This is a genomic window from Cryobacterium sp. Hb1 (assembly GCF_004403585.1).
GTDB classification, from domain to species: Bacteria; Actinomycetota; Actinomycetes; order Actinomycetales; family Microbacteriaceae; genus Cryobacterium; species Cryobacterium lyxosi.
In genome coordinates this window covers 259,369-283,979 of the sequence record NZ_SOHI01000024.1, presented here as the reverse complement: position 1 = coordinate 283,979, position 24,611 = coordinate 259,369, and the positions used below count along the sequence as shown (strand labels likewise).

Below are 24,611 nucleotides of genomic sequence, written 5' to 3'. Positions count from 1 at the left end.
CGGCGACCCGTTCGGGTCCCGACCTAGAGTGCAGCGGCCGTGCGCGGCGCGACAGCACGTACGAACGCTCCGAGGCGGCGGTAGACCTCCTGCGATTCCGGATGCGTGTCGTCCTGCTGCCAGGTGTGCTTGGTGTTGACGCTCTGTCGGCCGTAGATCAAGGTATCGACCCGAATCTTGCGCGCCCGCAGCGCCTCGATGAAGTTGAGGTTGGCGCGGTAAAAGTAATCGCGCTCCGATGTCGTGACAAAGACCGGCGGAAACCCGCGGTTGAGCCACTCGATCGGCGACATAAAACGTGCGGCCGTGCGCAGGTGCAGCCCTCGCCCCCGATCGGGCAACAGCATCCTGACGAAATTGAGGCTCAGTACAAACCCGCGGTCGAACAGCACCGAGAAATCGGCGATGCTGCAGTGCTGCACCAGGCCGCGCAGGTTTCGCGGGGCGACCGGCGGTGCGATGTCATAGTGTGTGGCGAGTTCTGGCTCGAACGCCGCCGCGGTGAGCAGCGCTGCAATGTGGCCGCCGGCGGAATCGCCACCGAGCACGATGCGTGTCGGGTCACCCCCGTAGGCGGCGATGTTGCGGGCCACCCAGTCGAGCACGGCGTTGCCGTCCTGCAACATGTGCTTGAGTTGAAACCGCGTCGCCATACGATAGTTGGCGTTGACGACGATCATGCCTTCGGCGGCCTGACTCGCGCAGTACTTGGTGAGCGGATCTTTGTCACCCGAGGTCCAGCCGCCGCCGTGGAAGTACACGTAGACGGGCAGCGGTTCCGCACCATCCGCGCGTTTGGGAGCGAGTACGTCGAGCCGGTGAATCTTCTGGCCGTCACCTATGTAGTCCAGATCGAGGTCGTACTCGACAGAATCGATCGGGTGCAGGTTGAACTTATGCACCGGAGCCGCCCGTCGCAGCATGAGCGCGCGCCACGCCCAGACCGGCAGGCGGCGAATCCCGGTCTCCCGATGAGCCGACCGGTCGACAGTGACGCCATCAGTGTGTAAACGGATACCGTGCAGCCAGGCCGGTACCGGCGCGGCACGTTCTGGTGTGGTGCGGTTTGGGCTGCTGCGGTTCGGCGTGGTGCGTTCTGGCAATGATGGGGAACGGTGCGGGGGGATGCGACTATCCCGGTCGAACGTGGTGGTGACTTGACTCATTGATTGAGGATAAGTCGACTCCCCCGAATCCTCGCTGGGAACAATCCCATTTGGGGTTGATTTCCGGTTTCACGTGGGTCGAACGCCGGGCGTTCAGGCAGCGGATGCCCCACCCGCGACCCCGGTCGCCTCCAATACCGCACGCGCCAGCGTGTGAAAGTGCAGGTTGAAGCCCAGGACGCCCGGTGTGGACTGCGGGTCGAGGTCAAGCGTTGGCACGTCGAGCGCGTGAACGATGAACTGGTAGCGGTGGGTCCCGGTTTCCGGCGGCGGTGCGGCGCCGGAAAATGAGGTGAGTCGCAGCTCATTCGGCAGTACGAGCGAGCCGGTCGGCAACGATTGAACTCCAGCGGAAAGCTCGGTGACGGAGACCGGTAGGTTGGCTACAGCCCAGTGCCAAAACCCGGAACCGGTCGGCGCGTCGGGGTCGAAAACGGTGAGAGCGAAACTCTGGGTCTCGGCTGGAAAACCCCGCCAGGAGAGCTGGGGGGAAACATCCGCTCCCCCGGCATCGGCAGCGTACTGCGCCGACCGCAACGGACTGCCATCGGTCATGTCGCTGCTGGTGAGTGAAAACTGGGGCACTTCGCCGAAGCGGGCGAGCGGGTCGTTGGTCACAATGGCCTCCTGAATGCGCGTCTGGTTGTGGCGCTCCGTCAGCCTACGCCGCCGGTTCCGGCGCGCGCTCAAGAATGCCGTTAGCGAGGGACGAAACCGGAAAACCTTCCGAGCAGGCACCACTGGGAACGACTCTAGCGAAGCGTGGCGCCTCTGCCGTGCGCTCACACGATGCGTGCACTCTCGTAAAATAAGCCCATGGCCATTCCGAAGATTCTGCTCTTTTACATCTTCACCCCGCTGGCCGACCCCGATGCGGTGCGTCTCTGGCAACGCGACCTGTGTGCCGGGCTCGGCCTGCGCGGGCGCATCCTCATCTCGAAGGATGGCCTGAACGGTACGGTGGGCGGCGACCTGCCGGCGATCAAGAAGTACATCCGTAAGACCCGTGACTACCCCGCGTTCAAGAACATCGATTTCAAGTGGAGCGAGGGCACCGGCCTCGACCAGAGCGGCCAAAGTCTGGACTTTCCAAAACTCGTGGTCAAGGTGCGCGACGAGATCGTGAGCTTTGGCGCGCCCGGCGAGTTGCGCGTCGACCGGGCGGGAGTCATGGGGGGCGGCACCAAGCTGCAGCCGGCCGAACTCAACGCACTGGTCGCCGAGCGCGGCGACGAGGTGGTCTTCTTCGACGGGCGTAATCGGTTCGAGGCCGAAATCGGCCACTTTCGAGATGCGGTCGTGCCCGACGTGGAGAACACGCGCGAGTTTGTGGCCGAACTGGACAGCGGCAAATACGACCATCTCAAGGGCAAGCCGGTGGTGACCTACTGCACCGGCGGCATCCGGTGTGAGGTGCTCAGCGGCCTGATGAAGTCGCGCGGATTCGGCGAGGTGTATCAACTTGACGGTGGAATCGTGCGTTACGGCGAGGCCTTCGGCAACGAAGGCCTGTGGTCCGGCTCGCTCTATGTCTTCGACCAGCGGATGTCCATTGATTTTGCCCCCGACGCTGCCGTGCTCGGCAGTTGCCAGATCTGTGCCGCACCGACCACGAACATGCTCAACTGCCGCGACGTCTCCTGCCGGGAACAACTCGTGGTCTGCCCCGAGTGCGTGGCAGCTACGGCTCCGGCCTGCGCCACTCATTCCACGCAAGCGAACCAGGCGCCAGTGCCGACAAGCTGAACGGCCGGGATACGGCGACGATCAGCAGCTGAAACACCGCCAGAGAGTTCCGGTGCTGGCACACGCTGTGATTGGATCGTGGTGTGACCTACGACGCGCTGGCTGTTCGCACCCATTTTCCCGCCCTCTCCACCGGCATCGCCCATTTCGACGGACCGGGCGGCACACAGACCCCGCGGCAGGTCGGCGCGGCAATCGCGCTGACCCTCACTCGCCCGCTCTCGAACCGCGGCACGGGCAGCCTGCCCGAGCGCAACGCGGACGACGCGGTGACCGGGTTTCGGACCGCCGCAGCAGATCTGCTCGGCGCAGAGCCCGATGGCATCGTCTACGGGCGCAGCGCCACCGCACTCACCTACGATTTCTCCCATCATCTCTCCCGCGCGTGGGGTCCTGGCGACGAGGTCGTGGTCTCCCGCCTAGACCATGACTCGAACATCCGGCCGTGGGTGCAGGCGGCCGAGCGCACGGGCGCAACCGTGCGCTGGGTAGACTTCGACCCATCGACCGGCGAATTGTCCGCCGACGCGTTCGCCGCTGTCGTTGGTCCAGGGACGCGCCTCGTTGCCGTCACAGCCGCATCGAACCTGATTGGTACCCGCCCACCGATCGCGGCGATCGCCGACGTGGCGCATGCGGCCGGCGCGCTGCTCTACGTTGACGGTGTGCACTACACACCGCACGCCCTCGTCGACGTCAAGGCACTCGGCGCCGATTTTTTCGTGTGCTCCCCGTACAAGTTTCTCGGCCCGCATTGCGGCGTGCTCGCCGCCGCGCCGGAACTCTTGGAAGGCATCCGGCCCGACAAGCTCGCAACGTCGAGCGATCGCGTGCCCGAGCGATTCGAGTTCGGCACCCTCCCTTACGAACAGCTTGCCGGCGTAACGGCGGCCATTGATTTTCTCGCCGCGCTCGTGCCGGGCTCGCCCAACGTTGGCGCCACCGCCCCAACCCGACGGGAACGCCTCGTGGCGTCATCGCACGCACTCGAAACCTACGAAGCGATGTTGCGTGCCCGGCTTGAAGCGGGGCTCGCCGCGCTGCCCGACGTACTCGTGCATTCCCGTGCCGCCGAGCGCACCCCCACCGTTCTGGTGACCTTCGCCACCCATTCGGCCGCTGCCGCCTCCGCGTTTCTCATCGAGCGGGGGATTCTGGCTCCGGCCGGTTCGTTCTATGCCCGAGAGGCGAGTCGGCACCTCGGTCTGGGCGATGATGGCGGACTGCGCATCGGCCTCGCCCCGTACACCACCGCGCACGAAGTCGAGCGGATACTCGACGCGCTCGACGACTTTCTCCGGCCGTAGCTATTGTGCCGGAAGGCTCGCTTTTGCAGCGGAAGCCGGGCTCTGCCGGCCCTAGGCTGGTCTCACCACAGAGAGGAGTCGGATGCCTGCCGGCGCTGTTATCGAATTCCACAACATCAGCAAACGCTTTGGCGGTGTCGCCGCAGTCCACGATCTCTCGTTCACTGTTGAGCCGGGTCGGGTCACCGGGTTTCTCGGGCCGAACGGCGCCGGTAAGACCACGAGCCTGCGCATTCTGCTCGGGCTGGTCGCCGCCAGCAGTGGCACGGCCACGTTCGACGGCGTGCGCTACCGCGACCTGCCGCATCCGCTCAAAACAGTGGGCGCAGCCCTCGAAGCCGCGAGCTTTCACCCGGGACGTAGCGCCCGAAGCCACCTCGGCGTCTATGCGATCGCCGCCGGACTGCCGCGCACCCGCGTTATGGAGGTGCTCACCCAGGTGGGCCTTGCCGCCCACGCCGACCAGCGCGTCGGCGGCTACTCGCTCGGTATGCGCCAGCGCCTCGGCCTGGCCTATGCCCTGCTCGGGGACCCGGGTGTGCTCGTGCTGGACGAGCCGATCAACGGGCTGGACCCCGAGGGTATCCGCTGGATCCGCGGGTTTCTCCGTGACATGGCCGCCGGGGGCCGAACCGTTCTGGTCAGCTCCCATCTGCTGTCCGAGGTTGCGCAGAGCGTCGATGACGTCGTCATCATCGCCCGCGGTGAACTCGTGCATCTCGGCCCGCTGTCGAGCCTCGACACAGATGCCGCACCACAAACGATCGTGGATTCTCCCGACCGCGAGGACCTCGCCGCAACCCTCACTGCGGCCGGCATCAGCTTCTCGATCGGCCGCACCGGGCTACTCGCCTCGACGGGCGACCCGGCCCTGCTCGGCCACCTCGCCTTCGAAGCCGGGATCGAACTGAGCGTGCTTCATCGGCAGAAAGCCGGTCTCGAAGACTCTTTTCTCGCCCTCGTCGGCGGAGGCCACTCACTATGACCATGTTCCTGCGGTGCGTTTCGGCCGAATTCTCCAAGATTTTCACGACTCGCTTGTGGTGGATTCTCGCTATCGTCCTGTTTTGCTACATCGGCCTGCTGGCCGGCAGCCTCGCGGCGCTGTTCGCCGGAATCCAGACCGGTGTCATCAGCCCGGATGCCGTGAACACCGGTGGCGGATCCACCGATCTCGGCGACCTCCCGTCGCTGATCTACAGCTTTGCTTCTTCGGTTGGCTATGTCTTTCCAGTACTGCTCGGTACCCTTGCGACGACCGGTGAATTTCGCCACCAGACCCTCACCCCCACCTTCCTGGCCACACCCCGCCGCGGCCTCGTGCTCGGCGCGAAGACCGTGACGCTGATTTTGGTTGGCGCGGGCTTCGGGGTCGTCGCGCTGGCGGCATCCGTTGGTCTCGGTGGCGGGGTGTTGAGCGCGTTCGGGGTGGATGCGCTGCTGTTTGACTCGGAGACCTGGCTGCTCGTCACCCGCACCCTGCTCGCCATGGGCCTGTGGGCAGCGATCGGCGTGGGCCTCGGGGTGCTCGTGCCGAACCAGGTCGCGTCGATCGTGACCGTGCTGGCCTTCACCCAGTTCGTTGAACCGCTGCTGCGGCTGGCGGCATCTTTTCTCGAGGTCACCGCAAAAATCGGTAACTTTCTGCCCGGAGCCGCGAGTGATGCGCTGGTCGGATCGAGCTTTCTGAACCTCGCGAATCCGTCTGCTTCACTGCCCCTGGATTGGTGGCAGGGCGGTCTCGTGCTGCTCGGCTACGCCCTGGTCGCGACCGTGATCGGCTATGCCGTGAGCTGGAAAAAAGACGTTACCTAGTCAGGCTCCCTCATTCGGGGGACCGTTCCACCCCCGCATGGGGGAGTTTGCCCCTGAGAATCTCTCACTAAGCTCCGATTTGTGCGGTGGCTACCCTGCGGCTGCAAAGAAAGTCGAAGTGAGGCCTCTCTGGTGCGCGCAATAACGAATACCCGCAATTGGCTCTTAGCCCTGGTTGCTTCTGCGGCGCTCGTTGTGGGCGCTCTCGCAGTGCCACTGACCGCCGTCGCCGACAGTCGCCCCACGGATGCCACTACTCCCGTGACAGTATCGGCCGACTCGCTCCCCACCGCGCAGATCAATGGGGTCGTCTGGGCACAACTCATTGTGGGCGACACCGTTTACGTCGGGGGGGAATTCACCCGCTCGCGACCCGCCGGCTCTGCCGCCGGCGTCAATGAGGTCGTGCGCAACAACCTGTTGGCCTACAACCTCACCACCGGCGTTCTTGTGGCCTCCTTCAATCCCGATGTCAACGGCGCTGTCCGCGCCCTGACCGTTTCTAACGACGGGTCGCGGCTGTTCGCCGGAGGCTCTTTCACGAACATCGGCGGCGTCAACCGCTATCGCGTTGCCGCTTTCGACGTACAGAGTGGCGCTCTTATTCCCGGCTGGGCGCCGGTTCTCAACGCGGGCGTCAAGGCACTCACCTTCGCAGGCGATAGCGTATACGTCGGCGGCACGTTCACGTCGGCTAGCGGTCAGTCTCGCGCCAGGATGGCAGCCTTCAACGGCTCCACCGGCGCTCTGCTGCCCTGGTCGGGCACGCCGGCCGGCGGCACCGTCAACGCCCTCGTCGCCTCACCCGACGGCAGCAAGGTCGTCATTGGCGGGTCCTTCACGACCTATAACGATAGTTCCAACCCTGGATACGGCATGGCCGCAACGGATGCTACAACCGGCGCGTCACTGCCGTGGAAAGTCAACGGCCTGATTCGAAACGCCGGCAGCCAGGCGGCCATCCTCAGCCTGACCGGATCGGCCGAAGGGGTGTTCGGCACCGGCTACGTGTTCGGGGACGGCGGCAACCTCGAAGGGACATTCCGTGCCAGCTGGGAGGACGGCAGTCTGATTTGGGTCGAAGATTGCCATGGGGACACCTATTCTGCGGTGCCGGCTGGAGACAAGGTCTACACGACCGAGCATGCGCACTATTGCGGCAACATCGGCGGCTTCGAACAAACCTCGCCGTGGACCTACCATCGCACCCTTGCCTTCAGCATGGATGTCGGCGGCGTCATCACTGCCGACACGCACGGCTACTACAACTTCGAGGGCATGCCTCGACCCGACCTGCTGGCGTTTTATCCCGACATCAACACCGGTAGCTTCACCGGGCAAGGCCAGGGTCCGTGGCACGTGACGGCTGATACCCAGTATCTGCTCTACGGCGGAGAGTTCACGACGGTGAACAACAAACGTCAACAGGGCCTCGCCCGGTTCGCCGTGCCGAGCATAGCCCCGAATAACGAAGGACCGCGTGTTGCCAACGCCTCGTTCGCTCCATCGGCGTTCCTGCCGTCGGTCATCTCGTTCGCGAGCGGAACAGCGCGTTTGAGCTGGAAGTCGGCTTACGATCGCGACAACGAGAGCCTCACCTATGAGGTGCTGCGCGACGGCGTCTCCGTCACCAGCGTTCAGGGGCTCTCCTCCGACTGGAACCGGCCGGCACTGTCCTTTACCGACACTGGACTCACCCCGGGACAGAGCTACTCCTACCGAATTCGGGTCACCGACCCGTTCGGCAATACGCAAACGGGTGGTACGGCCAGTGTCACCATCACATCCGACACCCTCAGCGACTATTCCGCGAGCGTTTTTGCAGACTCCCCCGAGTCGTATTGGCCACTGAATGAGGCATCCGGCGCCCCGGCTTTCGACTGGACCGGCGGCGCAGACCTGACCCGAAACGCCGGGGTCAGCCCCGGCGTTCCCGGAGCAATCGTGGACGCTGCCATCACGGCAAGCCGTTTCGACGGCACGGCGACCGGATTCGCCGCGACCAACAACGCCCAGAGCTCCTCAAATTCTTTCAGTGTCGAGACCTGGGTGAAAACCGAGACCACACAGGGCGGCAAGATTATCGGGTTCGGCAACAGTGATACCGGCCAAAGCACCGATTATGACCGGCATGTGTACATGGACACGAGCGGTCGTGTCTGGTTCGGTGTCCACCCCGGCGGAGTGCAGACGATCGCATCGCCCACGTCGTACAACGATGGCCAGTGGCACCACATAGTCGCCAGTCTCGGCAGCTCCGGCATGTCGCTGTCAATTGACGGCAAGAAGGTCGCGCAGCGCGCGAGCATCACCTCGGGTCAGGACTACCAGGGCTTCTGGCGCGTAGGAGGAGACAACGTCACTGGCTGGCCCAGCCAGCCCACGAGCGCGTTCATCGCCGCCGACATCGCCCAGGTCGCCGTCTACTCCGCTCCCCTCACGCAGAAGCAGATCGTGGCACACTTTGTCGCCTCCGGCCGCACGAGTCCCGTCACCTCAGCTCCGACCGACGCCTATGGCGCGGCCGTCTACAGCGCTGAACCTGATTTGTATTGGCGTCTGGGTGAAGACACCGGCACGAAAGCGAACGACTCATCGGCCTCCGAGCAGCCCGGAACCTACTCCGGCCCGGTCACTCTGGGCGCTGCCGGGCTGCTGAGCGGCACGAGCAACACGGCCGCGTCGTTTAGCGGCGGAATCGTCAGCAGTGACACCCTGATTGAGGCTCCCGGCACCTATGCGCTGGAGGCCTGGTTCAGCACGACGACAACGCAGGGTGGAAAAATCATCGGCTTCGGCAGCGCTTCGACTGGATTGTCGGACAGTTATGACCGGCACGTCTACCTGCAAGACGATGGTCGCCTGGTATTCGGTACCTGGACCGGGCAGGCCAACACCATCGTGACCGGGTTGTCCTATAACGATGGAGCCGCGCACCATGTGCTCGCGCAGCAGTCAGCTGATGGACTGGCGCTCTACGTTGATGGCGCTCTCATCGGCACGAATCCGCAAGCGGGCGCCCAGGCGTATTTCGGCTACTGGCGCATCGGTGGGGACAACACGTGGAACTCGTCGAGCCCGTGGTTCGTCGGCACGATCGACGATGTCGCCGTTTATCCCCGTCCACTCAGCGGTGACGTGATCTCGCAGCACTACTCACTGGGCTCCGCCACAGCCGTCCCCCAGAACGAAGCACCGACCGCTGCATTCACCGTCGCCACCGATCAGCTGGCGGTCTCAGCGGATGCTTCGTCATCGGCAGATTCCGATGGGACCATCACCGGATTCGCCTGGTCGTGGGGTGACGATAGCGTCAGTGACGGCGCCACCGGGCAGCACACCTATGCCGAAGCCGGAACCTATTCGATCGGCTTGACCGTCACCGACAACGACGGCGCCACCAACACGACTACTCGATCCGTCACCGTCTCAGCCCCGATGCCGGTGCCAACGGGCATCGCGACGGATGCCTTCACTCGCGACGTCAGCTCAGGACTCGGCTCGGCCGATGTCGGAGGCGCGTGGACCACGACCGGCAGAGTCAGCAACTATGCGGTGACCGCTGGCGCCGCTCACATGAGCGTGGCCGCCGGAGGGACGGCGAACGGCTATCTGGTCGGCGTCTCGTCGGAGAGCACCGATGTCACGGTCACCACGTCACTGCAACAGGCGACGACGGGAGCCGGCACCTACGTTTCACTGATCGGCCGACGTGTTGGCACCGATGACTACCGGGCGCGGGTCAAAGTTCTCGCAACGGGCGCCGTGCAGCTGCAGCTCATGCGCGGCAGCACCACCTTGCAAGCGAGCACTATCGCCGGGCTGAGCTACGCCACCAATGATCAGTTGCACGTGCGGTTGCAGGTTTTCGGAACGGCACCGACGACGATCCGGGCCAAAGTGTGGGCTGCAGGCACCGCGGAACCCACGACCTGGCCACTGAGCCGCACAGACGCAACAGCCGCCCTGCAGCAGGCCGGATCGATTGGGCTCGCCGCGTATACCAGCGGATCAGCCACGACACCGATGACGGTCTCCTTCGATGATCTCTCTGCAATCGCGGTGACGGAGCCGTAGCCGCAGCCGCAGCCGCAGCGTCGGCTGCCGAATCAGGCCGGCAGCTTGAGCGAGTCGATGAGATCGGTCGCGTGCTGGCTGGTGAGAATGACGCGGGCGAATTCTTCGTCGACGAGGTCGATCACTACGGCAGGGCGGTGACGTTTGATCGACACGAAATCCTTGCCGCCATGAAATTTCCAGGTTCCCGCTGCCAAGACGAGCGGAACGATCGAACCGAGGGCACGAATTCCGCGCAGCCAGATCCAGGGATCTTCGGTGATGATCACCGAGCGGATGTTCTCCCGCTGCACCACGATCGACTCCCTTCGCAGCGCGAGGGTTCTTTCTGCGCGCGTCAGGTGGATCTCGAGCCGGTCGGAATGCACGCTCAGGGAAGCCATTGTTCCAGTCTGCCCGGTTAGGGCCGCAAATCTGTTGTTTGAATCTCACAAAGCAATAACGTCCCAGCGCAGGATCTCTCCAACGGCAGCGGATGTGCCCAGTCGGCCACGCTCATCCACTCGCCCGGGTCAGCCCCGCGGCGTCGCGGCAGCCGCGGCCTTCGCCGCAGCGGGCAGTGCCTCGAAGATGCGTCCGATGGCGCTCTGGTCGTGCGCGTCGGAGACGAACCAGGCCTCGAACACACTCGGCGGCAGCGACACGCCACCATCGAGCATGGCGTGGAAGAACGGTGCGTAGCGAAAAGCCTCCTGGCGTTGCACGTCGGCGTAGGTGCGCGGGGCCGACCCCTGTGCCTCGTCGCCGAACACGAAGCTGAACAGGTTGCCGGCTCGTTGCACCCGGTGGGCGACGCCCTCAGCGGTGAGCGAGGCGGAAACGGCCTCGGAGAGGATTATGGCGGTGGCGTTGAGACGGTCATACACGCCCGCGTCGAGCAGGTTGAGGGTTGCGATGCCCGCCGCGACGGCGACCGGGTTCCCCGACAGTGTGCCCGCCTGGTAGACCGGGCCGGTCGGTGCGAGAAAGTCCATCACGTCGGCGCGGCCGCCGAGGGCGGCGACGGGCAGTCCGCCACCGATGATCTTGCCGAAGGTGAGCAGGTCGGGCGAGTAGAACTCTTCACCGGCCGACTCCAGGCTTCTGGTCTCCAGCCCCCAGAAACCCGCGCGGCTCACCCGAAAACCGGTGAGCACCTCGTCGAGGATGAGCAGGGCGCCGTTCGCGTGCGCGATCGAGGCCAAGGCCGCGTTAAAGCCGGCATCCGGGGCGACAACTCCCATGTTGGCGGCCGCGGCCTCGGTGATAATGGCGGCGATACGGCCAGGGTGAGCCTCGAAGGCAGCCCGCACGGCCTCCAGATCGTTATAGGGCAGCACGAGGGTTTGCGCGGCGGTAGCCGCGGTGACGCCGGCCGAACCGGGCAGGGCAAGCGTGGCGAGCCCGGAGCCAGCTTGGGCGAGCAGGCCGTCGGAGTGGCCGTGGTAGTGTCCGGCGAACTTGATCAGCAGGTCACGATTGGTGAAGCCGCGGGCCAGGCGAATGGCGGTCATGGTCGCCTCTGTGCCGGTCGACACGAGGCGCAGCTTTTCTACCGCGCCGACCCGTTCTGCGACGAGTTCGGCCAGTTCGGTCTCGGCGGGAGTCGAGGCGCCAAAGGACAGCCCGAGCGCGGCAGCATCCTGCACGGCCTTCACGACCTCGGGATGAGCGTGGCCCAGAATTGCCGGGCCCCAGGAATTGACGAGGTCGACATACTCTCGGCCGTCGGAGTCCGTGACATAGGCGCCAGCAGCCTTGACGAGAAACAGCGGAGTGCCGCCGACTGAGCCGAAGGCACGCACCGGCGAGTTGACGCCCCCGGGAATCACCCGGCGGGCACGGTCGAAGAGTTCATCATTGTGGGTGGCGACGTGCTCCACCGAAGTTGACATCGTGCCGGTCATGCGCGCTCCTCCTTGAGCCAGGCGGCCAGCTCAACGGCCCAATAGGTCAGTACGGCATCGGCGCCGGCCCGGCGGATGCTCAACACCGACTCTTCGACGGCACGGCGACGGTCAATCCAGCCCTGCGCGGCGGCGGCTTCGATCATGGCATATTCGCCGGATACTTGGTATGCCCAAACGGGAATATCACTCATGGCGGCAACTTCGGCGAGCACGTCGAGGTAGCCGCCAGCCGGCTTGACCATGACGATGTCAGCGCCCTCGTCGATATCGAGCTGCGCTTCACGCACGCCCTCACGCCGGTTGGCCGGGTCGAGCTGGTAGGTACGGCGGTCGCCGACCAGGGTTGAGGCGACGGCCTCACGGAACGGACCGTAAAAAGCGGAGGCGTACTTGGCTGAGTAGGCGAGCACTGCGGTGTCTTCGAAACCGTTGACGTCGAGGGTTTCGCGCACGGCAGCGACCTGGCCGTCCATCATGCCTGAAAGACCAAGCAGCGCGGAACCGGCCGTGGCTTGGGCGAGGGCCATATCGCGGTAGCGTTCGAGGGTCGCGTCGTTGTCGACGTGGCCATCGGCCGCGAGCACGCCGCAGTGGCCGTGGTCGGTGAATTCGTCGAGGCACAGGTCGGTCTGCACGACGAGTGCGTCGCCGATCTCGTCGACGAGAGCGCGAGTGGCGACGTTGAGAATGCCCGCGGGGTCGGTCGCTCCGGTTCCGATCGCATCACGCACCTCGGGTACCCCGAACAGCATGATGCCTCCGATGCCGGCCTCCGCCGCCTCCACGACGGCCCGGCGTGCACTGTCGATGCTGTGCTGCACAACGCCGGGCATCGACGTAATCGGGCGGGCATCATCGCCTTCGCGCACGAACATGGGGAGCACGAGCTCGGCCGGGTGGACACGAATTTCACTGGCCAGACGACGGAGCGCGCCGCTGGTGCGCAAGCGTCGTGGGCGAATAACGGGGTTGGTCACTCCTGTACCCTACGCCGCTCGGCTGTGCGTTTTGTTATCCGGTCGTGACCTGCGCGATCAGAGCGCCGGTGCCGCTCCGGCCAGTGCTGTATCGACGAGCGCCTCGATGAGGGACTCGGCGCTGCGCTCGGAGGCGACCACGTCAACGCGCAGTCCGAGAGCCCGGGAGTCCTTGGCGGTCTGCGGGCCGATGCACGCCACCAGGGTGCGTTCGGGAATGTCTCCAAACTGTTCGCGCACCTGACGTGCAACGCTGCCGCTGGTCACGAGCACGGCGTGTACGAGACCGGCTTTGACGTCGGCGACAACCTGGTCGCTGACCGGAACTCCGATGGTGCGGTAGGCGACGACCGACTCCACGTCGTGGCCAATGCGGCGCAGTCCCTCACTAAGCAACGGCTTGGCGATCTCACTGCGTAGTGTGAGTACGCGCAGCGGGATGACGCCAGCGGTCGCCGTCTCCCATTCCTCCAGCAGGCCGCGGGCTGAATTGTCTTCGGAGGGAATGATGTCTACGTGGTAGCCGGCCGCGACGAGCGCGGCAGCGGTGGTTTCACCGACCGCTGCGATGCGGGTTCCCGGCGCCACCACAGCGCGGTGCGATGACAAGACGTCGACGGTCGTCGCGCTCGTGATGGTCATCCAGTCGAAATCGCCGGCGGCGAGACGGGCCAGCGCCGCGTCGAGGGCCGGGGCGTCGTCGGTTGCGGCGAAGTTGATCATGGGGGCGACGATTGGATGCGCGCCCTTGGCGCGCAGGTTGGCTGCCACCTGGTCACCCCAGGGTCCGCCGCGCGGAACGAGAACTCGCCAGCCCGCGAGGGGCTTGGTCAGTCGATTGATCACGTGGTCACTCAGTCACTTTCAGGGGAGCGAACTCGGCCGCGCCACCGGCCAGAAGATCTATGGATACTCGTTCGGCCACGTCGAGCGCAGCTTGGGTGAGGTGGAGGGCGGAGTGGGAATCGGGCGTTGCCGCGTGCGAGCTGGTGATCCTGCGCGAGCCGTCCGGGCTGTACACGGTGGCGGTGAGAAACAGCAAGCCATCGTCGACGACTGCGGTCGCACCGATCGGTGCGGCGCAGCCGGCCTCGAGGCGGGCCAGTACCGTGCGTTCGGCGGTGGTCGTCGCCTCGGTCGAGGAATGGTTCATGGTCGCCAGCGCCACGCCGAGCAGACGATCGGGTTTGCCATCGCGCACTTCGATCGCGAGCGCGCCCTGGCCGGGTGCGGTCGGCCAGCCGGACAGATCGAGAAATTCGGGCGCCAGGGAATCGAGCCGGCCGAGGCGTCCGAGGCCGGCAGCAGCCAGAACGACGGCGTCGAGGTTCCCCTCGGCGACGCGCCCGACGCGGGTGTCGATGTTGCCGCGAATGTCAACGATCGTGAGGTCGGGCCGACGCTCACGCAGCTGCGCGACCCGACGAGGCGAACCGGTGCCGACCCGGGCACCCTCGGGCAGGGTGTCCAGAGTGAAACCGGCTCGTGCCACCAGCACGTCCCGGGCATCCGCTCTCTTGGGCGTTGCACCGATGCGCAGGCCAGGGTGAGGCGCGGTAGGGAGGTCCTTGAAGGAGTGCACGATGACGTCGCACTCGTCGTTCAGCAGGGCTTCGCGCAGGGCGCTCGCGAAGACACCGGTGCCGCCGAGGCTCGAGAGCGGCTCGGTCGAGGTGTCGCCGTGCGTCGTGACGCGCACGATTTCCACCTCGACGCCGGCCGAGGCCGCGATGCGGTTGACGATCGTCTGGGTCTGCGCGAGCGCAAGGGCGCTCGCGCGGGTACCCACGCGGATCACGGTCATGGCGCCATTCCCGCGACGGCCGGCTTGAAGCCCAGGCGCACGTTTTCGCAGCAGCCGGGGCGGCACACGTCGTACCAGGGGCCGAGCGTGGTCTTCGCCGGGCGATCTTCAACCGGGGTATCGTTCAGGCGTTCCTCGATCAGGTCGACGAGGCCGTTCACGAAATCGGGCGAGACCCCGGGGGTCGGCACCCGCACGGCGTGGATCCCGAACTTCTCGCTGGTCTCCATCGCCTCGTTGTCGAGGTCCCACATGACCTCCATGTGATCGCTCACGAAACCGAGCGGCACGATGATGACGGCACGGATGCCGCGGGCTGGCAGCAGGGCGATCGCATCGTTGATGTCAGGCTCGAGCCACGGCATGGTGGGTGGGCCGCTGCGGGACTGGTAGACGAGCTGCCACTGGGTCTTCAGCGGCGCCTCGGTTGCGTTTGGTTCCACGAGGGAGTCCATGATGACCTGGGCGACGGCGCGGTGCTGCGCTTCGTAGGCGCCACCCTCGCCGAAACCACGGTCTGCCGGGCCACTCTTGTTGGCATCCGTCATGGGGATCGAGTGGGTTGAGAACAGAATCTCGACCTCGGTGTCCACATCGATGCCGGGGATGGCTCGTTGAACGTCTTGCAGGCCCTTGGTCACACCGGTGATGAAGGGGGTGACGAAGCCGGGGTGGTCGAAGAACTGGCGAATTTTGTCGATGTGCACCGTGTCGTTCAGGCCGGTGGCGGTCAGCGCCGCAGCGAAGTCCTCACGGTACTGGCGGCATCCGCTGTAGGAACTGTAGGCGCTTGTCGCGATCGCGAGCAGACGATTTTGGCCGGCGTCATGAGCGTCCGAAATTGTATCTTTCAGGTACGGTGCCCAGTTGCGGTTGCCCCAGATCACGGGCAGGTCGATGCCACGACGGGTGAGTTCGACCTGAAGCGCAGCTTTCAGCACGCGGTTCTGGTCGTTGATCGGGCTGACGCCGCCGAAGTGGCGATAGTGGGTCGCGACCTCCTCGAGGCGTTCCTCGGGGATTCCGCGGCCTCCGGTCACATTGCGCAGAAACGGAATCACGTCGTCCTGGCCCTCTGGTCCGCCGAAACCAGCCAGCAGAACGGCGTCGTACTGTGCCATTACTGCAGCACCTCGACGACCTCGGCGGTCGAGATTCGGCGTCCGGTGTAGAACGGGATCTCCTCGCGTACGTGGCGGCGCGCTTCGGTCTCACGCAGGCCCCGCATCAGGTCGACCAACTCGGTGAGTTCGTCACTCTCGATCGGCAGCAGCCACTCGTAGTCGCCGAGGGCGAAGGCCGAGACGGTGTTGGCGAGGGCTCCGCGGTAGGCGGCGCCCTTGCGGCCGTGGTCGGCGAGCATCTTGCTGCGCTCCTCGTCGGGCAACAGGTACCACTCAAAGCTGCGCACGAAGGGGTAAATCGTGAGCCAGGCCTTGGGCTCTACGCCGCGGAGGAATCCAGGCACGTGGCTCTTGTTGAACTCGGCGTCGCGGTGCACGCCCATGGCGTTCCAGGTGGGCAGCAGGCTTTTGAGCAGACGGCTACGGCGCAGCTCACGGTTGGCCCATTGCAGCGTCTCAGCCTCGTCGGCGTGGGTCCAGATCATGACGTCGGCGTCGGCTTTCAGGCCGGAGACGTCGTAGAAACCGCGTACGGTGACGCCCTCGGCTTCGATCAGGGCAACCACGTCATCGAGCTCGTTGACCGCGTGCGGAACATCGCGGCCATCGAGGTCATCTGGGTTTTGCGGATCTTTTCGCAGAACGGTAAAGAGAGTGAAACCTTGCGGCGAGGCCGCGGGTACCTCGGGATCGGTGGGAGTGGTGGGCTGAACGCTGGTTACTGCCTCTCCGGCAGCCGGGTGAGTCATGGCTCTAGTGTGCTCTTTATTGCGCCCGGCACCAAAATGAACCCTGTGGTTCCTGAGAACCGACCCGGCTCGGTTTGATCGGAACTAGCGGTTCTTAACCACCGCGGAAGCACCGAACCAGACGATAACGCCGACAACGGTCGCCGCACCCAGCGCAATTCCCACGAGGGCGGCCGGGCTGTCCTCGCCGAGCTGGCGCAGGGCATGGGTCAGGCGACGGCGACTGATGCGCAGCTGCTTGGGCACATTGAACTTGTACTCGATAGCATCGAGGGTCGAAGCGAGCTCGGCGCGCGCGTGCCGCGCTTCGGCCCGCAGATCACCGATGCCGCGCTTGTCGCCGCCAGCCCCGGTGAGCTCGAGGTTATTTGTGGTCATATTCGCCAACTCCCTTGAACGCATCAACGTCGTGACGGATGCTCGCGTGCACACCCTCCGGATCGGGTTTCGTAGCCGCCTTTACCCGGTTGACTCCGATGAGCAGAAGGATGACGGCGATGAGCACCAGAGCGACCGCCACGATGAGTGTGGCGAGCCACAGCGGCAGCACCAGGGCCAGGGCGATCACGGCCAGGGCGACGAATACCCCGAGGGCGAAAAAGAGGATAGCAGCGGCCACGATGAAGAGGGCGGCACCGACCCCGAAGTTCTTGGCCTTGGCGGCGAACTCGGCCTTGAAGGCGTCCAGTTCGGCTTTGACGAGGGCGCTGATCTGACCGGGCAGCTCCCCGATCAGTGCGAGCAATGGGCGCTTGCTCTTCGGGTTGAATCCACTGCTAGTCACGGATTGCCTTCCCTGTGCTCGGGTATCGGTGTTTCAGATGTCTGAATTCTACGAGCTGTTGCGTGCTTACTGCGCCGTGAAATCGTCGCCCGTCGCGGGGGCCGGCTTGGGCTTGGGCTGCGTTGCGCTCGTGCGGCTCGTGGTGGTGCTGGCCTTCGCGGCCGGCGTCGCGGCGGCGGTATCCGTTTTGCTCGCGGCCTGCTTCTTTTTCGCCGCAGCTTGCGAGGCAGCTTTTTTACCGACCTTGTACAGGTTGGCGGGAATATCGCCGACCAGCTCGAGGGCGGCATCGCGCACCTGCGTCACCCGGCGTTGCACGGGTTTGGCGTTCCAGAGGTCATTGGCAGCGGCGGCGATCTGGTCATAGCGATTACGGCCAGCGCGTGCACCGAGGACATAGCCGACGAGTCCGCCCGTGATGAACAGAAGCTTTCCGCGCATTGAGTCTCCACTTTCGTAAGGTCCCCCCAGAGTAACCCGGTTCGCCGTTTCGGTCTCAGGCGCTCGGGCATGTCCCCGTGCGATCGTATCAATACAGGAAGTGCACAGTTTCGGTTAGAGGTCGGGAGCGGTGATGGTGAGGCCGAGGGCGGCGTGCCGAATACGGTCGCCGGCCTGGAGTGCATGCGGGATGACGGAGGCAAGTCCGGTTCCGGCCAACCAGGCTCCGGTGATCTCCAGCCCGGGGGTTGCGGCGACGGCCTCGCGCACCCGCTGCGTACGTTCGGGCGCACCGAGAGTGGCAGGCGACAGGGCGTCGCGCCACTCGGTGCGGGCAAAGGCTCGCACGCAGCCGGCCGGCAGAGGAACGCCGAGCAGCGCAGATGCGTCGTGTAGCGCGAGGGCCTGAAGTTCATCGTCGGTCAGGTCGTCGGTCGGGTTGGGCGCTCCTGCCCGCCCGTAGGAGAGGCGCACGACATGGCGGCCGGGGCCGGCGGCTTCGGCGACCCAGGCCCATTTCGCTGTGACATGGGTGAGTGCCTTCGCGGTGACGTCGGGAGCATCAATCGACACGAGCACACCGGTGCCGCGCGGGTTCACATCGAGTGCAGGTGCGTCGAGCACGAGCGAGGTGAGGGTGACGGCGGTCGGGGCCGGCCAGTCGAGTTCGGCGAGCGCGTCGAACTGGGTACCGAGCGAATTGACCAGTCGCAGGGCCTGCGCTCCCTGGGTCGCGACGATGACATACCGGGCGGTGAGGGTGTCGGTCGTGGGCTCAGCCTGTGCAGCGTCTTGGCCGGCGGGAGTGGGGTCGGCGGGGTCGGCATCCGCTCGCCGGGTCACGGTGACGGTCCAGGTGGGCTCGTCGTCGGTGCCGGAATGAGCCAGGCTCCGGGCCGTGGTGCCGGTGACAATGGTCACGTTGTGGTGTTCGAGGGCGGCAACGATGGCGGCGGGCAGGCTGGCCATACCGCCGAGCAATCCGCCCACGTTGGAACCGGCGGGTGCGCCGGATCGCAGGGCCGAGACGGCCCCGGACAGCGAGCCGGCCGTGGTGAGGGCTCGGTTGAGTCCGGGGGCGACAACGTCGATTTCGAGGTCGATGGCGCTCGTCGTGTAGACGCCGGAGGCGACGGGTTCGACGAGGCGGTCCAGCACACGCTGACCCATGCGCTTCTTCACGAGGTCGCCGAGGCTGTGCTCTCGGCCGATAGTGAGGACGGGCATGAGCCGGTCGAGGTAGGCGCGCAGCGACCCCTTCCAGCCGATGACGCGGCGCACGTCGTCGGCGAGCGGGGAGCCGGGAATTCCGAGCACGCCGGCCTTGGGCAGCGGAACGCTGACCGAGGCATCCCCTTTGCTGTGGGACTGCACTGCGGAACCCGGTTTGAGAGCGGGAAGGTGCAACCAGGCACCGGCGACGTTCGGAGCAACGACCTGGTCGGTGAGGCCGAGGTCCTCGATGAATGAGGCCACGGTACCGCCGCGCACGGCGAAGCTTTCGGCTCCGCTGTCGAGGCTGAGTCCGTCGAGAACGTGGCCGGCGACCGGGCCGCCGACAGCGTCAGTGGCCTCAATGATAGTGACGCTCAGCCCCACCTGCGCACATTCACGGGCGGCGACCAGACCGGCCACTCCGGCGCCAATCACGAGTACGTCGATCGGTGTGGTCATGTTGCTGCTCCTACTCGGCCGCGCTCACGTCATGCACGAGGCTGACCAGCCGGGTCAACACATCGGGGTTGGTGTCGGGCGGAACGCCGTGGCCAAGGTTGAGTACGTGCGCCGGCGCGGTGCGTCCACGTTCGAGCACGTCGCGCACGTGCGCTTCGAGCACCGGCCACGGCGCCGCGAGCAGCGCGGGGTCCACGTTGCCTTGCAGCGGGACGGCACCGCCCAGCCGGCGGTTGGCCTCGTCGAGCGGCACACGGTAGTCCACGCCTACGACGTCGGCGCCGATGTTGTGCATTTCTTTGAGCAGTTCGCCGGTTCCCACGCCGAAGTGCACGATGGGCACGTTACGGTGAGTCGGTTCTTCTCCTTGGCCCGGCACGGTGTAGGTCAGGTCGCGCACGTGGGCGATCGCCGCGATCGACGCCGGGGCAACGGATGCCGCATAGTCGACTAACGAGAGCGCTCCGGCCCACGAGTCGAACAGTTGGGCAGCACTCGCCCCGGCGAGCACCTGCGCGCGCAGGAATCGGCCGGTGACGTCGGCGGTCCAGGCCATGAGCTTGGCCCAAGCTTCCGGTTCGGCATGCATGAGGGTACGGGCGTGGATGTGATCCTTCGACGGACCGCCCTCGACCAGGTACGCGGCGAGCGTAAAAGGAGCACCGGCGAAACCGATCAGCGGGGTCGATCCCAGCTGGGAAACCGCCAGCCCCACGGCCGCGCTGATCGGTGCGAGGGCCGTATCGAGCAGGGCGGGATCGAGGGCGGTGAGTTCGTCGACATCCGCTGGCGTGCGTACGGCCTTACCGAGAACGGGGCCCTTACCGGCCACAATCGACACGTCGACCCCGACGAGCTTCAACGGCACGACGATGTCGCTGAAGAAGATTCCGGCGTCGACCTGGTGCCGACGCACCGGCTGCAGCGAGATTTCGCTCGCTAATTCGGGGTCGAGACACACGTCGAGCATGCGCGTTCCGACGCGCAACTCGCGGTATTCGGGTAGCGATCGGCCGGCCTGACGCATGAACCACACCGGCGTCACGGCGGGCCGGGTGCCCTGATAGGCCTGGATCAGGCGGGAGTCGGCGGTGAGGCCGGAGGAGAGTGGATGCTGCGCGTCGAGGATCATCTCGATCATTCTCTCAAACATCTCTGGCGTCGCGCGCCGGGAGCGTACAGCATTGAGTCGTAGAATTGCGTAGTGCTAATTCTTTTGTCCGCAAGTCATAAAAACTCCACCTTCGATGTGCTGGAGAAATTGTCTGTGGGCGGGGGCTCTTCGGCTACCCGCATGGTGGCACAGCACGGACCGCTCAGCGGTGCCGTCGTCGTTGCGACCTGCAACCGATTCGAGGCCTACCTTGACCTCAACGAGCCCTACGGCGTGTCGCCTCTTCCCGCCGTCTACGCCGCCATTGAGGCCGTGAGCGCCAGCAGCGGTCTCGACGCAGACCTCCTGCGCGACAATCTCACCCTCGTGCACGGCAACGGCGTCGCCGAACACCTGTTCGCCGTGACGAGCGGCCTCGAATCCGTCGTCGTCGGTGAGGTCGAAATTGCCGGCCAGGTGCGCCGCGCGCTCGAACAGGCTCGCGCCAACGGCACCACGAGCCCCGAGCTCGAGCGCCTCTTTCAGCGGGCTTCGCAGACATCGCGCGGTGTGAAAAACCGCACCGGAATCGGCTCGGCCGGTCGCTCGATCGTGCGCCTTGCCCTCGAACTGGCCGAAAGCCGGGTCAGTGACTGGTCGACCGCCCGCGTGCTTTTGGTCGGCACCGGCCGTTATGCCGGGGCCTCCCTCGCCGCCCTGCGTGACCGCGGAGCCGAGAACGTGCGGGTCTACTCGCCCTCCGGTCGCGCCGTCGGATTCGCAACGTCACACGGTATCGAAGCCGTTCCCACCGAGGATTTCGCCGCGGAGGTCGCCCGCGCCGACGTGGTCGTCACCTGCACCCTGCGCGATGACCATGTCATCGATGCAGCCCTGATCACCGGCGGGCGCAACGAAATTGGAATGGACCCGTTCGAGATCGCCGGCGCTACCGCCGATGCCCCGGCCCGCCTGTGCCCGGCCGATGCCGGCCCTGCAGCGCCGCCACAGCTCATCATCGACCTGGGCCTGCCCCGTAACGTGGCACCCGATGTCACCTTGGTACCCGGTGTCGAACTGCTCGACCTCGAGACGATCAGCATCCATGCGCCGCTCGAAGAGCTCAATGCCACATCCGATGCCCGCGAGATCGTGGGCAAGGCCGCCCGCAAGTTCTCCGACGTCGCCGAAGAGCAAAGCCTCACCCCGGCCGTCGTCGCTCTGCGTAGCTACGTGTTTGAGCTGCGCGACGCCGAGATCGCCCGGGCTCGCAGCCGCGGCGACTCGAGCGAAGCCACCGAGGCAGCCCTGCGTCACCTGGCCGGTGTACTGCTGCACGCCCCCATGGTTCGTGCCCGCGAACTGGCCCGCGCCGGCGAGCAGGATGCCTACCTCACCGGGCTGGACGCCCTGTTCGGTATCGACGTGACGCTGCCCGCTGCTGGCGCGGCGGATGCCGCCGGCACCGGTGCGATCGCCTCTTAGCCCAGCTCGATCAGGGTGACGCCGGCGGGTGCGCCGGAAGTCGACATAGCGGCAAGGGCGGCGGGCGCTTCGGCCAGGGTGATGCGGCGGCTAATCAGGTCTTGCGGGCGCAGTCGACCCCTCAACACCAAGTCGAGCAGGGCCGGATAGTCGTGAGCGGGCATGCCGTGGCTGCCGAGTACGGTCAGTTCCCGCGCAATCACCGTGCCCAGCGGCACCCGCGGGTCGTCGGCCAGCAAGCCGATCTGCACGTGTCGCCCACGGGTAGCCAGCGAGCGGATGCCGATGGCCACCGTGTTCTCCCGGCCGAGCGCCTCGAGACTCACCTGGGCGCCATCGGTTGTCAGGGCCCGAATGTGTTCGACCACCTCGGCGTCGCCGAGCCCGGCTGAGTTGACCACGTGCGCCGCCCCGACGCGGGTCGCTGCATCGAGCGCGTCCGCGCTGATATCGACGGCGATGACCGTGGCGCCGAGCGCCTGCCCGATCATCACCGCGCTGAGGCCTACTCCACCGCAGCCGACGACCACGAGCGTTTCGCCGGCCTGAAGGCCGGCCTGGTGTACGAGCCCGCGATACGAGGTCGCAAAACGACAGCCGAGCAGCGCCGCGGCGCCCGCGTCGAGGTCGTCGCCGATGGCGATGAGGTTCACGTCGGCGTTGTGCAACGCCACCCGTTCGGCGTAGGAGCCCCAGTGGGTGAAGCCGGGCTGGGTCTGGTTGCGGCAGACCTGTCCGTTGCCGGCGTCACATTCCGCACAGTCTCCACAGGCGCAGACAAACGGCACGGTCACCCGCTGGCCCACCCGAAACCGGCGAACCAGCGGCCCGACCGCATCAATCACGCCGACCAGTTCGTGACCGGGAACGTGTGGCAGGGCGATGTCGGCGTCATGGCCCTGCCAACCGTGCCAGTCGCTGCGGCAGAGACCGGTGGCCTCCACCCGCACGATCACACCGGCCGCGCTGAGCTGCGGCTCGGGCACCTCGCGCAGCACCGGAAGAACACCGAACTCTTCGAAATAGACCGCTTTCATGGTCACAGTCTGCACGACGCACGCCCGGGCAGGCGTTTTTCTGCCGTTAGGCCCCGCGCAAGCGCACCGCGAGGTAGGCCTCGAGGTCGACGAGCGGCACACGCTCCTGCGCCATCGTGTCGCGGTCGCGCACGGTGACAGCCTGATCGTCGAGGGAGTCGAAGTCGACCGTGATGCAGAACGGGGTACCAATTTCGTCCTGGCGGCGGTAACGACGGCCGATGGCTCCAGCGTCGTCGAAGTCGACGTTCCACAGCTGGCGCAGGGTCGCAGCGAGCTCGCGCGCCATCGGGGACAACTTCTCGTTGCGCGAGAGGGGCAGGATCGCGGCCTTCACCGGCGACAGGCGCGGGTCGAGCTTGAGCACGGTGCGCTTGTCGACACCACCCTTGGCGTTCGGAACTTCTTCTTCGACGTAGGCGTCAACCAAGAAGGCCATGAGTGAACGGGTCAGGCCGGCGGCGGGCTCGATCACCCAGGGCGTCCAGCGCTCGTTCTTGGTCTGGTCGAAATACGTCAGGTCTTTACCGGATGCCTTGGCGTGCGTTGACAGGTCGAAGTCACCACGGTTCGCCACGCCCTCGAGCTCACCGAACTCGGTGCCGGTGAAGCCGAAGCGGTATTCGATGTCGACGGTGCGCTTGGAGTAGTGCGAGAGCTTTTCGGCCGGGTGCTCGAACAGGCGCAGGTTCTCGGGGTTGATGCCGAGGTCGGTGTACCACTTCATGCGGGTGTCGATCCAGTACTGGTGCCAGGTCTCGTCGGTGCCCGGTTCGACGAAGAATTCCATCTCCATCTGCTCGAACTCGCGGGTGCGAAAGATGAAATTGCCCGGCGTGATCTCGTTGCGAAAGCTCTTGCCGATCTGGCCGATGCCGAACGGCGGCTTCGAGCGCGACGCCTGCAGCACGTTGGCGAAGTTGACGAAGATGCCCTGGGCGGTTTCGGGGCGCAGGTAATGCATGCCGGCCTCGTCGTCGACCGGGCCGAGGTAGGTCTTGAGCAGGCCGGAGAAGGCGCGCGGCTCGGTCCAGATGTGGCGGTTACCACAGTTGGGGCACGCGATGTCATCGAGCCCGTTTTCGGGCGGGCGGCCCTTCTTCTCCTCATATTGCTCTTCGAGGTGGTCGGCGCGAAAACGCTTGTGGCAGCTCGTGCACTCGATCAGCGGGTCGCTGAAGACCTCGACGTGACCGGATGCCTCCCAGACCTGGCGAGGCAGAATCACGGACGAGTCGAGGCCCACGACGTCGTCGCGGCTCGTGACCATGGAACGCCACCACTGCTTTTTGATGTTCTCTTTGAGCTCGACACCGAGGGGGCCGTAGTCCCAGGCGGAGCGGGAACCGCCGTAGATCTCACCGGCCTGAAAGACGAAGCCGCGATGACGGGCGAGGGCGATGACGGAATCGAGATGAGTGGGCGTCGCCACGGTGGCTCCAA

At 65.7% G+C, this 24,611-nt stretch carries 22 protein-coding genes; 6 read left to right on the top strand and 16 right to left on the bottom strand.

The features are described from left to right. Positions 1 to 23: 23 nt before the first annotated feature. Positions 24 to 1,166, bottom strand: a complete 1,143-nt coding sequence (locus E3T38_RS08775) for an alpha/beta hydrolase (RefSeq protein ID WP_241984379.1) — start codon at positions 1,164 to 1,166, stop codon at positions 24 to 26. A 93-nt stretch (positions 1,167 to 1,259) separates the two neighbouring features. After that, positions 1,260 to 1,784 carry a YbhB/YbcL family Raf kinase inhibitor-like protein gene (locus tag E3T38_RS08770; protein ID WP_134547873.1) on the bottom strand — a complete coding sequence of 175 codons (525 nt, stop codon included), beginning with the start codon at positions 1,782 to 1,784 and terminating at the stop codon, positions 1,260 to 1,262. 198 nt (positions 1,785 to 1,982) lie between these two features. Between E3T38_RS08770 and E3T38_RS08765 the strand changes: the two genes are divergently transcribed. From E3T38_RS08765 to E3T38_RS08745, 5 genes are all read left to right on the top strand, one after another. Further along, positions 1,983 to 2,912 (top strand): rhodanese-related sulfurtransferase, encoded by a 930-nt coding sequence (locus E3T38_RS08765; protein ID WP_134547872.1) that lies wholly within the window; start codon positions 1,983 to 1,985, stop codon positions 2,910 to 2,912. Positions 2,913 to 2,995: 83 nt separating this feature from the next. Next, complete coding sequence (locus E3T38_RS08760) at positions 2,996 to 4,219, top strand: cysteine desulfurase-like protein (protein ID WP_134547871.1); 1,224 nt, start codon at positions 2,996 to 2,998, stop codon at positions 4,217 to 4,219. Between the two features lie 82 nt (positions 4,220 to 4,301). Further along, positions 4,302 to 5,204, top strand: coding sequence for an ATP-binding cassette domain-containing protein (locus tag E3T38_RS08755; RefSeq protein WP_134547870.1), 903 nt, complete (start codon positions 4,302 to 4,304; stop codon positions 5,202 to 5,204). Beyond that, positions 5,201 to 6,034, top strand: a complete 834-nt coding sequence (locus tag E3T38_RS08750; RefSeq protein ID WP_241984378.1) for an ABC transporter permease — start codon at positions 5,201 to 5,203, stop codon at positions 6,032 to 6,034. Before E3T38_RS08755 ends, E3T38_RS08750 begins: the two co-directional genes overlap by 4 nt. A gap of 132 nt (positions 6,035 to 6,166) precedes the next feature. After that, positions 6,167 to 10,111: a LamG-like jellyroll fold domain-containing protein gene (locus E3T38_RS08745; RefSeq protein WP_174775224.1), complete on the top strand. Its 3,945-nt coding sequence runs from the start codon at positions 6,167 to 6,169 to the stop codon at positions 10,109 to 10,111. Between the two features lie 32 nt (positions 10,112 to 10,143). Here E3T38_RS08745 and E3T38_RS08740 read toward each other — a convergent pair whose 3' ends face one another. From E3T38_RS08740 to hemE, 12 genes are all read right to left on the bottom strand, one after another. Then, positions 10,144 to 10,494, bottom strand: a complete 351-nt coding sequence (locus tag E3T38_RS08740; protein ID WP_104128816.1) for a hypothetical protein — start codon at positions 10,492 to 10,494, stop codon at positions 10,144 to 10,146. A gap of 129 nt (positions 10,495 to 10,623) precedes the next feature. Continuing rightward, positions 10,624 to 11,997, bottom strand: a complete 1,374-nt coding sequence (gene hemL / locus E3T38_RS08735; protein WP_241984377.1) for a glutamate-1-semialdehyde 2,1-aminomutase — start codon at positions 11,995 to 11,997, stop codon at positions 10,624 to 10,626. Then, the gene (hemB, locus tag E3T38_RS08730) at positions 11,994 to 12,977 is read right to left on the bottom strand and encodes a porphobilinogen synthase (protein ID WP_134547869.1); all 984 of its coding nucleotides are present in this window, start codon (positions 12,975 to 12,977) and stop codon (positions 11,994 to 11,996) included. Before hemB ends, hemL begins: the two co-directional genes overlap by 4 nt. 57 nt (positions 12,978 to 13,034) lie before the next feature. Beyond that, positions 13,035 to 13,823: a uroporphyrinogen-III synthase gene (locus E3T38_RS08725; RefSeq protein ID WP_104197198.1), complete on the bottom strand. Its 789-nt coding sequence runs from the start codon at positions 13,821 to 13,823 to the stop codon at positions 13,035 to 13,037. Between the two features lie 4 nt (positions 13,824 to 13,827). Next, entirely contained in the window at positions 13,828 to 14,781 is a 954-nt protein-coding gene (gene hemC, locus E3T38_RS08720; RefSeq protein ID WP_134547868.1) for a hydroxymethylbilane synthase, read from the bottom strand. Beyond that, positions 14,778 to 15,902: a ferrochelatase gene (locus E3T38_RS08715; protein WP_134547867.1), complete on the bottom strand. Its 1,125-nt coding sequence runs from the start codon at positions 15,900 to 15,902 to the stop codon at positions 14,778 to 14,780. Before E3T38_RS08715 ends, hemC begins: the two co-directional genes overlap by 4 nt. Then, positions 15,902 to 16,654: a hydrogen peroxide-dependent heme synthase gene (gene hemQ, locus E3T38_RS08710; protein ID WP_134547866.1), complete on the bottom strand. Its 753-nt coding sequence runs from the start codon at positions 16,652 to 16,654 to the stop codon at positions 15,902 to 15,904. The genes E3T38_RS08715 and hemQ overlap by 1 nt, the downstream gene beginning before the upstream one ends. 84 nt (positions 16,655 to 16,738) lie before the next feature. Further along, complete coding sequence (locus tag E3T38_RS08705) at positions 16,739 to 17,032, bottom strand: DUF3618 domain-containing protein (protein ID WP_241984376.1); 294 nt, start codon at positions 17,030 to 17,032, stop codon at positions 16,739 to 16,741. Then, entirely contained in the window at positions 17,019 to 17,438 is a 420-nt protein-coding gene (locus E3T38_RS08700) for a phage holin family protein (protein WP_104197202.1), read from the bottom strand. Before E3T38_RS08700 ends, E3T38_RS08705 begins: the two co-directional genes overlap by 14 nt. A 66-nt stretch (positions 17,439 to 17,504) precedes the next feature. After that, positions 17,505 to 17,879, bottom strand: coding sequence for a hypothetical protein (locus tag E3T38_RS08695; protein ID WP_134547865.1), 375 nt, complete (start codon positions 17,877 to 17,879; stop codon positions 17,505 to 17,507). Positions 17,880 to 17,993: 114 nt separating this feature from the next. Beyond that, the gene (locus tag E3T38_RS08690; RefSeq protein WP_134547864.1) at positions 17,994 to 19,553 is read right to left on the bottom strand and encodes an NAD(P)/FAD-dependent oxidoreductase; all 1,560 of its coding nucleotides are present in this window, start codon (positions 19,551 to 19,553) and stop codon (positions 17,994 to 17,996) included. A gap of 10 nt (positions 19,554 to 19,563) precedes the next feature. Continuing rightward, on the bottom strand, positions 19,564 to 20,685 hold the full coding sequence (gene hemE, locus E3T38_RS08685; RefSeq protein ID WP_134547959.1) for a uroporphyrinogen decarboxylase: 1,122 nt from the start codon (positions 20,683 to 20,685) through the stop codon (positions 19,564 to 19,566). Positions 20,686 to 20,757: 72 nt separating this feature from the next. On the opposite strand from hemE, the gene E3T38_RS08680 reads away from it, so the two are divergent. Next, positions 20,758 to 22,131 carry a glutamyl-tRNA reductase gene (locus tag E3T38_RS08680; RefSeq protein WP_134547863.1) on the top strand — a complete coding sequence of 458 codons (1,374 nt, stop codon included), beginning with the start codon at positions 20,758 to 20,760 and terminating at the stop codon, positions 22,129 to 22,131. Here the strand turns inward: E3T38_RS08680 and E3T38_RS08675 are convergent. After that, on the bottom strand, positions 22,128 to 23,168 hold the full coding sequence (locus tag E3T38_RS08675) for an alcohol dehydrogenase catalytic domain-containing protein (protein WP_134547862.1): 1,041 nt from the start codon (positions 23,166 to 23,168) through the stop codon (positions 22,128 to 22,130). The two genes, E3T38_RS08680 and E3T38_RS08675, sit on opposite strands and share 4 nt — an antisense overlap. Before the next feature lie 46 nt (positions 23,169 to 23,214). Further along, positions 23,215 to 24,600 (bottom strand): glycine--tRNA ligase, encoded by a 1,386-nt coding sequence (locus E3T38_RS08670; RefSeq protein WP_104197206.1) that lies wholly within the window; start codon positions 24,598 to 24,600, stop codon positions 23,215 to 23,217. Positions 24,601 to 24,611 lie beyond the last annotated feature (11 nt).

Bases quoted from the DNA above. Each gene is read 5' to 3' on its own strand.
- E3T38_RS08675 (WP_134547862.1), bottom strand. From the start codon at position 23,168: ATGAAAGCGGTCTATTTCGAAGAGTTCGGTGTTCTTCCGGTGCTGCGC.
- hemQ (WP_134547866.1), bottom strand. From the start codon at position 16,654: ATGACTCACCCGGCTGCCGGAGAGGCAGTAACCAGCGTTCAGCCCACC.
- E3T38_RS08695 (WP_134547865.1), bottom strand. From the start codon at position 17,879: ATGCGCGGAAAGCTTCTGTTCATCACGGGCGGACTCGTCGGCTATGTC.
- E3T38_RS08715 (WP_134547867.1), bottom strand. From the start codon at position 15,902: ATGGCACAGTACGACGCCGTTCTGCTGGCTGGTTTCGGCGGACCAGAG.
- hemC (WP_134547868.1), bottom strand. From the start codon at position 14,781: ATGACCGTGATCCGCGTGGGTACCCGCGCGAGCGCCCTTGCGCTCGCG.
- E3T38_RS08750 (WP_241984378.1), top strand. From the start codon at position 5,201: ATGACCATGTTCCTGCGGTGCGTTTCGGCCGAATTCTCCAAGATTTTC.
- E3T38_RS08775 (WP_241984379.1), bottom strand. From the start codon at position 1,166: ATGAGTCAAGTCACCACCACGTTCGACCGGGATAGTCGCATCCCCCCG.
- E3T38_RS08755 (WP_134547870.1), top strand. From the start codon at position 4,302: ATGCCTGCCGGCGCTGTTATCGAATTCCACAACATCAGCAAACGCTTT.
- hemL (WP_241984377.1), bottom strand. From the start codon at position 11,997: ATGACCGGCACGATGTCAACTTCGGTGGAGCACGTCGCCACCCACAAT.
- hemE (WP_134547959.1), bottom strand. From the start codon at position 20,685: ATGATCCTCGACGCGCAGCATCCACTCTCCTCCGGCCTCACCGCCGAC.
- E3T38_RS08705 (WP_241984376.1), bottom strand. From the start codon at position 17,032: ATGACCACAAATAACCTCGAGCTCACCGGGGCTGGCGGCGACAAGCGC.
- E3T38_RS08690 (WP_134547864.1), bottom strand. From the start codon at position 19,553: ATGACCACACCGATCGACGTACTCGTGATTGGCGCCGGAGTGGCCGGT.
- E3T38_RS08765 (WP_134547872.1), top strand. From the start codon at position 1,983: ATGGCCATTCCGAAGATTCTGCTCTTTTACATCTTCACCCCGCTGGCC.
- E3T38_RS08740 (WP_104128816.1), bottom strand. From the start codon at position 10,494: ATGGCTTCCCTGAGCGTGCATTCCGACCGGCTCGAGATCCACCTGACG.